General features: G+C 34.3%; 9 protein-coding genes. 1 reads left to right on the top strand and 8 read right to left on the bottom strand.

Annotated elements, in window-relative coordinates; translation table 11 throughout:
- Positions 1-292: 292 nt before the first annotated feature.
- The 6 genes from PP176A_RS14875 to PP176A_RS14850 all read right to left on the bottom strand — a co-directional run bounded on the left by PP176A_RS14875 (position 293) and on the right by PP176A_RS14850 (position 7,542).
- On the bottom strand, positions 293-2,005 hold the full coding sequence (locus PP176A_RS14875) for a M28 family metallopeptidase (RefSeq protein WP_071141260.1): 1,713 nt from the start codon (positions 2,003-2,005) through the stop codon (positions 293-295).
- Positions 2,006-2,038: 33 nt separating this feature from the next.
- Positions 2,039-3,235 (bottom strand): M20 family metallopeptidase, encoded by a 1,197-nt coding sequence (locus tag PP176A_RS14870; RefSeq protein ID WP_071141259.1) that lies wholly within the window; start codon positions 3,233-3,235, stop codon positions 2,039-2,041.
- 32 nt (positions 3,236-3,267) lie between these two features.
- Positions 3,268-4,677, bottom strand: a complete 1,410-nt coding sequence (locus PP176A_RS14865; protein WP_071141258.1) for a YfcC family protein — start codon at positions 4,675-4,677, stop codon at positions 3,268-3,270.
- 178 nt (positions 4,678-4,855) lie between these two features.
- Positions 4,856-6,391 (bottom strand): citrate lyase subunit alpha, encoded by a 1,536-nt coding sequence (citF, locus tag PP176A_RS14860; protein WP_071141263.1) that lies wholly within the window; start codon positions 6,389-6,391, stop codon positions 4,856-4,858.
- 21 nt (positions 6,392-6,412) lie between these two features.
- On the bottom strand, positions 6,413-7,282 hold the full coding sequence (locus PP176A_RS14855; RefSeq protein ID WP_071141257.1) for an HpcH/HpaI aldolase/citrate lyase family protein: 870 nt from the start codon (positions 7,280-7,282) through the stop codon (positions 6,413-6,415).
- A complete protein-coding gene (locus tag PP176A_RS14850) occupies positions 7,279-7,542 on the bottom strand; it encodes a citrate lyase acyl carrier protein (RefSeq protein WP_071141256.1) in 264 nt (87 codons plus the stop codon). The genes PP176A_RS14855 and PP176A_RS14850 overlap by 4 nt, the downstream gene beginning before the upstream one ends.
- 249 nt (positions 7,543-7,791) lie before the next feature.
- On the opposite strand from PP176A_RS14850, the gene PP176A_RS14845 reads away from it, so the two are divergent.
- Complete coding sequence (locus PP176A_RS14845; protein WP_071141262.1) at positions 7,792-8,463, top strand: GntR family transcriptional regulator; 672 nt, start codon at positions 7,792-7,794, stop codon at positions 8,461-8,463.
- A gap of 36 nt (positions 8,464-8,499) precedes the next feature.
- Here the strand turns inward: PP176A_RS14845 and PP176A_RS14840 are convergent, their stop codons facing one another.
- On the bottom strand, positions 8,500-9,093 hold the full coding sequence (locus PP176A_RS14840) for a DUF3841 domain-containing protein (protein ID WP_071141255.1): 594 nt from the start codon (positions 9,091-9,093) through the stop codon (positions 8,500-8,502).
- A 169-nt stretch (positions 9,094-9,262) separates the two neighbouring features.
- Positions 9,263-9,613, bottom strand: coding sequence for a hypothetical protein (locus tag PP176A_RS14835; RefSeq protein WP_071141254.1), 351 nt, complete (start codon positions 9,611-9,613; stop codon positions 9,263-9,265).
- Between the last annotated feature and the right edge of the window lie 15 nt (positions 9,614-9,628).

Genomic DNA, 9,628 nt, shown 5'->3' with positions numbered 1-9,628 from the left:
TACCGTATATTATATCTAAAGTAAATATAATTTATAATTTTATATGTTGTATCAAGACAAACAGTAAGCCAACAGAAAACCAATCAGACAGTCCCCGATCTTATCAAAGCAAAACTATTAAGTCAATCATATAATGTCAGATACTATTATCTCATAAAAGGAAGCCCATTGGCGCGGATGTCACAAACATAGAAATATTATCAGATGAAATATCGACCGGACGAGTATTTAGAGCAAAAACAAATAATCAGAAGGCAGGACGAATTTTAAAAATCTGTTCTGCCTTCTTAAGTTATTGTGATAATGCATCTATTTTCATTTCAATTTCTTTAAGTTCATTTACTATGCGATTACGTTGACGTATAAAACCTGTCAATGCAAAAATAAATTCTTCCTCGGGTGTATTTTCTTTATAAATATTAAATACATGTTGTAGTCCTATAAATGGTTTAGACGGAAAAGTGTCATCAAATTCATATCTACTTCCCGACGAATATATTAAACGATTTAATCCTCCGCCTGCAATTTTTATTAGTTTATTTATTTTTTCTACTGATGCATCTTTTTTTAGTATACTTAACAACTTGTCTCTTAATGATGATAAAGAATCCAATATTGGATTAAAATTAAACGAATCATCTGAATTTTTTGCTAAGATTTTAATTGTATCTTCCTGCTTTGAAAAGAAAGCTTCAAAGTCTGCAGGAAGCAGTTTAGAAGTAACGAATTTATAAACAGTAGCTATATTCAATTGAGAATCACGTATTAGCATATCCATATCTAACTTATCCAGATTATCAAATTCAGAGTGCCACCACCAGCCACCTCCAGAACCAGGACAATTATAAATTTTTTTATCCCTAATAGGCTCATATTTATACATTATATGATATGGTATATCTGCTCCCCAAAATGACTGATCTGCACCTCTTGGTATTTCAAGTAAATTTTCCGGACAATTACCTGTAAATTCCTTAATCAACTCTTTTGTAAAACTTTCCCCTTCAAGTATAGTAGTCCTCGGAAGTACAACTTCTGCACCTTGTGAACCTGGTGAATCTATGTTTAGATGTGCTATACAATTATCGTGAAGGTCAAACCAGAAATTATCACAAAACCATGAAGAACCGGCATATCTTCCATTGGAATGTCCCGGCCAAAATGCAACCTTTATACCTCTTTCAAGATTTTTGGAAATATTATTAAACAGTCGTGCAATTTCCATACATACGGCATTTCCCACAGCATTATCTGTAATACCTTCATACCACGAATCATAATGACCTGATACTAAAACATATTCATCAAGTTTTCCTGGTATATAAGCTACGGGAAGACTAACTAAACCGGTTTTATATTCAACCAAAGACTGAATTAGTACCTTTACATCATCTCTCGAAACACTATCAATTAAACTCAGCCCATCTGCTTTTCTAATTCCTATAACTGGTATCTTAGGAATCCATTTAAAACTTTCAAGTGTAGGAGTTCCCCAAACTGGTCCTACAGTCTCTTCATGGATAACTTCTTCTTCAGTTTTCCATATATGAATTATCCCTTTTGCTCCGTAGAATTCAATCTTTTTTACATAGTCCTCAGAAAAATTCCAGCTCAGCACAACTTTTCCTCTAAAATTTAAATACCAATCACGTTCTTCATTTAGGCACAACTGTGGATCTAAACTTTTACTATCATATATTAGATCTCCCGTTATACCCTCGGGACAATTTAGGCTAAAGGATCGTGGTTTTGATAAAATTTCAGTTTTGTTATTCTCCGTAAATACTGTCAATACACTTTTTATTGGATTGCTAAAATAGCCTACAAACTCATATCTTTCATAACTAACACCATAATGTTCCAACTGATTGCAAATATAAGATGCTGCTTCTTCGCAATCATCTGTTCCTGTCAGCCTGTTTAAATGGCTAAAGTATCGAATTAAATCTTCCATGTTTTTCTTACTGACACCATTAATTAACTCATAATATAACTTGTTCTTCATCGGTTCTCACCTCTGAGTTTGTTTTTTAGGATATTATAATTCACTGTTTTTCAACTTTTCCTTATTAAATTCTTCGCGTATTTTTATCATTAATTTATTATCCGTAATTAAATCATAGGCGGTCATGGATAAAATCTTGGCTGCTAAAAGTAAGGCATTATGTGCATCATCTGATTTGCCTTTTTCTACCCATTCCTTACTGTGAGAAGGAACCCCTTTCTCTACAAAAGGTACACGAATGCACGAGCCTGGCACATTATACATGACAGAAGCAAAATCTGTTGAGCCGGTCCTCTCACGAGGAGGTGATATCCTGCTGGCACCTGCAATTTTAGCATTTTCCATTAGCAGATCATTAAGCGACATTACAGGTATTTTATTATGAAAATCTACAATCTTTTTAATGGTATATGATGTTTCTGTCATTAATGCAGCTCCGTCAAATATTTTTATCCCTCGTTCTATTACATTATCCAGATATTTTCTGCTGTATGAACGAAATTCAAATCGCGCTGATGAATTTTCAGGTATAGCATTTACACTGCTTCCTCCATCTTCAATAATTCCATGAATTCTAACATCGTCACGAACATGGCCACGTAAATAAGCCAATCCGTTAAATGAAAGAATTATTGCTTCCAGAGCGCTTCTCCCCTTCTCCGGCGCTATGGCCGAATGAGATGATATTCCTTTAAACGTTACAACATATTCCGAAAGTGCCAATGACCTAATATCAGTAATCGTGGCATCCCCACCATGCATCATTAAAGCTACGTCCAAATTTTTAAAAGCTCCGTTTTTTAACATAATTGTTTTACCGCCTTCAGCAGTTTCCTCGGCAGGTGTCCCTATTACTTCTATACTGAACGGATTTTGAAGATTTGCTTCCTTTAATGTTATGGCAGCTCCAATTACACTCGGCCCTTGAAGATGATGAGCACAGCCATGACCTAATTTCTCAAGTGCATCATATTCGCACAAAAATCCAATGCAGGGGCCACCTTCACCATTTTTATAAACAGCCCGAAATGCAGTTTGTAATCCACCGTATCCTATTTCAACTTCAAATCCATTTTGCTGTAAATATTCACTTAACACCTTGCATGCTTTATACTCATTGTATCCTGTTTCCGGATTGTCATGAATATAATCCGCAATCTCAAAAAGTTTTTCTTTTTTATCTATTAACGAACTCATTAATAATTCTTTTGCATTATTAATTTGTCTCATAAGTATTTTTTAGCACTCCTTTCTTTAAAATATTAATATCCTATTACGGGAGCAAGTAAAATAAATACTGCACCTATTAACAGCCATAAAACTTCGAGTTTCCAAAAGAATTTAAACCATTTGTCAAATGGAACTCTACCAACAGAAAGTGCTCCCATCGTCGCAGATGATGTTGGTAATATAGAGTTGGTAAAACCATCAGGCAATTGAAAAATCAGTACCGATGTTTGACGGCTGATTCCAAGTAAGTCGCTTACAGGAGTCATTATCGGCATACTTACCGTTGCTTGTCCAGAACTAGAGCCTATCACCAAACTAACCAAAGTCTGAGCTATATACATACCTATAAGTTGTAATGATGATGGTAATTTATTTAATCCTATAAATAGATCATTAATTATCGTATCTATTATAGATGTATCTTGCATAACTATAAAAATAGATCTGGCTAAACCTATTATTAAGGCCCCGAATGTAATTGACTTAGCTCCGGTTACAAATATTTTTGCAATTTTACTCGGGCCATATCCTGCTGCAAAACCACTCGCCACACCCATGGTAAGAAACATAGCTGCCATTTCATCAATATACCACTCTTTCCTTGAAATTCCCCAAATCAGCACACTCAAGCCGATAATTAATACCGCTAAAACATAATAATGGTATTTCTCCAGCTTCGGTACTTCCTTTTCTGATTCATTAAATTCCATTTTTATATCAGGTACATCATAAACAACACTCTTGCTTGGATCAGCTTTAACCTTATTAGCATACTTAAGTATATAAATACTTGTTACAACAATAAGTACGACTAAAATGATCGCTCGATACCACATACCTGAATACAAAGGAACCTGCGCTATAATTTGAGCCAAACCTACTCCAAAGGGGTTCATTAATCCGGCTGTATATCCTATTCCTGCACCAAGGGTAACCATGGCAGTACCGGTAATAACGTCATATCCTAATGATCGAGCCATCAAAATACCAATCGGTACAAATACTAACACCTCTGATGACATACCCATAGTAAACCCGCCTATTGAAAATATGCTCAAGAAAATCGGAACTACCCATCCTTCTTTACCTTTTAATTTTGACGCCAATCTACCCGTAAAAACATTTATCACATTTGTACTGTTTATTATTTCAAAAGCGCCGCCAATTATAAATATAAAGAAAATAATATCACTAGCATCAACCAATCCTTTAAATATAAAAACAGGTATCTCATATATCTTTACCGGATTGGCTTTAACTAAATGATAACTGCCTGGCACTATTAAAGTCTCACCAGAGGCTTTATTCTCAACACGGTCAAACTCCCCTGCCGGTATAAGATACGTAAGAGCAACTGCAATTAAAACTAAAATAACGAGTAGCACATACGTATGCGGCATTTTAAATATTTTTTTACGTACTTTTTTTGGCTTTGTTTCCATAGATACACCCCCTATATTGATTATTGATAATTAATAAATCATTTTATAAAATTTATTACTATAAAAAGATATTGTATCACTTCCTTTCCACAATAGTAACCTAATATGTATTATCAAACCTCCTCGGAGCAAAATTATTCGAAATATAAAACCGCCCTTCTAAAAATACCAACTGAGTTTATTCAACATTATAAATTACATCCATTATTGAACCGTCTCTATATTCAACCACACCTATTACTTTATCGCCAAATTTGATTGTTTCCGGTTTTCCCGTAATTCTTTGTGCCTTGTCCCTCAATTCTTCAATTGTAACTAAAGGAAGCCCTTTATTACTAAGTAATTCTAATAGTTTTTGATTCTTAGGATTTACTGCAATTCCCCTATCAGTAATAACTGCATCTACACATGTACCTGGAGTTACAACAGTTGTCACTTTATCTACAATAATAGGAAACCTCTTTCTCATTAATGGCGTCACTATTACAGTCAGTTTAGCTCCGGCCGCTACATCAGGATGTCCTCCCACCGCTCCGATAACATCACCCGTTGATGCGGTAATAACGTTTACATTATAATTAACATCTACCTCTGTAGCGGAAAGCACGGCAATATCTAATTTATCAACTACACACCCTTTATTGTCGGGATTAGCATACATATCCGCACTCATCTCTATATGATTTTTATTTCTCCCATATGAATCGACAGCAACTTTGTCAAAAGTTTGAACATCCAGCAGAGATCTAAACAGACCATTTTCCAGCATTTCAACCATATATGATGTAATTCCGCCCAGAGCAAATGATCCAACTATATTATTCTTCAACATATATTCCCTTAAATATTTTGCAACAGCTAAAGATGAACCACCGCTTCCTGCCTGGAATGAAAAATTTTGTTTTACCAGACCTGATTCAATTAATACTTTACTGGCGTAATCAGCAATCAATAATTCCCGTGGATTACTTGTAACACGTGTGGTTCCTGTTCCGATTAATTCTGTATTTCCTATGGAATCAACTTCTACTACATAATCAACAAGAGTTTGATTTATACTAATCGGATATGCGGGATAATCGACTAAATTATCTGTTATGGCAATTACTTTATCAGCATAAAGCGAATCTATCATAGCATAACCCATAGATCCAAACGATGACTTGCCGCACTGTCCATTCATATTACCCATTTCATCACAGCAAGATGCTGCAATAAAAGCGACATCTATTTTTATATCGCCTGATTTTATTGCCCTTACCCTTCCTCCGTGAGTTCTGAATATAACCGGTGTCTTTAATATACAATTCTTGCTAATCTCCCTTGCCAAACAACCTCTCAATCCACTCGTTTGTAAACCTGTAATTGTACCATCTTTGATATATTCAACAAGGGATTCATGAGCCTGGGTTAAAGACGATGCTAATATTGTCAAATTTTTTATTCCCATAGATGATATTTCTTTCATCACCATATTTAAAACGTAATCACCATTTCTTAAATGATGATGAAAGGAAATAGTCATACCATCTTTTAAACCGGATTTTATTATTGCATCTCTTAATGAAGGCAATAATTTACTCTTATTCTCTCTTTTATTTTCATTATTAATATTAACAATTCCGCCTGATGAATGTTTTTTTACTCCATAAGGCTTTATTTCACCAATTCCTTCTATATATGTCGGTATTTTTCTTCCGACCTCATTTATCATATAATCCAATCTTTTCACTTCCTATTCCTTAATTTCTGCAAGCTCTAAAATTCTCTCCGCTTTCTTTATAATAGGTACGTCAATCATTTTCCCATCAACTAATACTACTCCTCTTTGCTCTTTCTCCGCATCCACAGCGGCTTTAACAATTTTTTCTGCTTTTTCAATTTCTAATGGTGACGGTGAATATATTTTTCGTACTTCCATAACCTGAGTCGGATGTATACAGGATTTACCTGAAAACCCCAAAAACTTTGCTTCTTGCGTTTCCTTTATAAAACCTTCAGTATCCTTAACATCAGACCATACCGTATCAATGGAATCTATGCCAACGGTTGAAGCCACAAGAGGAATATAGCTTCTTGCATAAACAAACTGTATACTATTTTTTGTTCTATCTGTCCCTAAAGAATTGGTATAATCCTCTGCTCCAAAGGATATTGATGTCACCCTTTTACTTGATTTGGCTATTTCAAAGGCATTCAAAACGCCTTTTGGTGTTTCTATAGCGCATTGAATTTTTATTGTACCATTCTCAATACCCATATCCTTTTCTATACTACTAAGCAATGCATCGAGCCTTTCAACATCTTGTTTATCTTCACACATCGGTAATCTAATATTTCTGATACCTGCTTTAACAGTCTCCCAAACATCACATTCGCCGAACTCCGTCGTAAGCTGATTTATTCGTGCATAAATTTCTATATCATCAAAATCTAAAGTTTTTATTGCTTCACATAATAAATCTCTTGCCGAGTCCTTTTCAGAATATAGTATAGAGTCCTCCAAATCAAATATTATACAATCAGGCTTATATATTGGAGCATCAATATACATCTTAGGTTCATTAGCAGGGCAGAACAGCATAGATCTTCTGAGCTTTTTCATTTAACATCCCTCCATGCTCTTTTAATTGCAGTCTTTGTTCTCGCCTTAATTGTAAAATCTAAGCTGTTAAAATCATATACCTCTATCAAAGCGTTTTTAACTTTCATTTCATAGGCAGCTTTTGTCGCAGCTGTTTCTATATGTTTACCAAAAAGCTTATTAACTTTGCTTTTAATTTTTACTTCAATCCCTCCATTATCTCGTAAGTTAACGTTTACTACACAGTCCTGTTTGCCTTCTTTACCAGCCGATCCAAACAATGTCAGTACCTCCTGCTAAATAATTAAATTTTCTCTTACTTTTATTTGTTCTATAAATACTTTATTATGGATACATGTATCCACGTATCCATAATAAAACGAATCTATATGTTTGTCAATACTTTTTATATAAGATAAACCAGCAATATTTATTAATTTATCTTAGGCTGTAAATCTATAAATTGACAAGATAACAAATTATGATAGAATAAATATTGAATTAGTATATTAGAAGGGAAAGAAATTTTGATGGATATAGGTGTAATAGATAAAAGAGATTTAAGGCCTACAAGAGATATCGTATTCGATTTATTAAGAAAAGCAATTTTAAACGGAAAACTCATTTCAGGTGAAAGAATAATGGAAACATCAATAGCGCAAGAGCTTAATATCAGCAGAACTCCGGTAAGGGAGGCCTTCAGAAAGTTAGAGGCGGAAGGATTAATAGAATATTATCCCAAAAAAGGCTCAATCGTAAAAGGAATAACAAAAGATGATATAATAGAAATTTATGAAATGAGAGAAGTTTTAGAAGGCTTAGCAACTCGGCTTGCATGTAAATACATCAAAGATGATGAAATCAGAGATCTAAAAGACACTTTGAAACAAATGGAGATAGCAGATAAAAATAAGGAATATGACTTATTTTTTTCTATTCATGATAAATATAATACTATAATTATTGATGCTGCCGGTAATAAAAGATTAAAAAACAGTTTACTGCCTTTGTATGACTATATCGCCAGTTTCAGAAGAATAACATTGTTACAAGATGAAAGAAGAAGCACTTCTTTATTGGATCATAAAAAAATAGTTGAATTAATAGAACTACGGGATGAAAACAAAGCAGAAGAATACTGTAGAAATCATATAAGAAAAGCTAAAGAAACATTATTAAATCTGCAAGTACCTGTAAAATAAAATAGTTATAGACTTTATCTGTTAATATTTCTAAAATTAATAATTCTTGTGTATTCGTCCCTTGAAATACCGTACATCAACTATCTGATTAAGCCGCAGTTCCCAAAAAGTTGCCTGTACATATTTCCCATGACTTTCCCATTCGCTCTCCCGAGGTGGGAAAACATCAAATATATTCTCCCAAGATTTTCGCTTTATATGAAACTGCTTGTCGGATGGCAGATGCTCAAACCATGTGTATTCAGCATCATATTCTTTTTCATTTGAACAGTCTATATAATATCCTTCATTCAAAACAATGTACCACATGTCTTCATTGCTGAGCAGCACATCTTTGTCAGGAATCTCCAGTTCTATACAAACTCGATTGCCACTGTAATTTCGAAATTCCATGCGGCGCAAGTCTGGTTTCTGATGTTTCCATTCCACAGTATGCCATGCCCAAAACGGATATTTTACTCCTGTAGGCGACGGACCGATACGCAATGTCATTTGCTCAGCAAGCCAATCGTAGGCCGGGCCAAAACCCCATTCGGTAATAAATTGGGATTGTAATGGATCACATGATATGATCTTTTCAATTTCTAATTTTTTATATAGTTCTTCCGGCTGTATTGACCACAAACGCATGAACCCACCTCCGATATTTCATCAATTTTGTTTCAACTTTTTTATATTCAGCACTTTATAGGAACAAACACGGCCTTTCGTTATTTATCTCTCAGTTTTTCAAACCATCGGAAATAAAATCAAGCAGTATCTTTAACCGTCTCCATCCGATTCTCTTTGCTCACACATATTATAATCCGTTAATCGGGAAATCCAATTCATCCTCTGGTAATCCAACGGAGCGCCCATATTCTAAAACCTTATTCCAAGTATTTTTATTTTCATAATTAAATTCAAATACCTTATTTTTAAGAATGGCAATAACATCTGTTTCTTTCCAAAAATGCATATACCAATCCCCAATAATATGCTTAGACAACTCCTGTATTTCTTCCTTTGTTACATCGACCTCATACATATGCCACCTATCGGCAGGATTGGTATGTCCTGTTATCCGTATTTTTCTTACGTTCAGTTCATTAAGTAATCTGTTGTCGTCAAGACTCTCCTCTACAATAATTCCGGTATAATCCTTTGCCATTATCTTCACTCCTTA

Origin of the sequence: Sporanaerobacter sp. PP17-6a (genome assembly GCF_900095615.1) — a bacterium.
GTDB classification, from domain to species: domain Bacteria; phylum Bacillota; class Clostridia; order Tissierellales; family Acidilutibacteraceae; genus Acidilutibacter; species Acidilutibacter cellobiosedens.
Note: the sequence above shows the minus strand (reverse complement) of the source record. Positions and strands in the feature narration are given on the sequence as shown.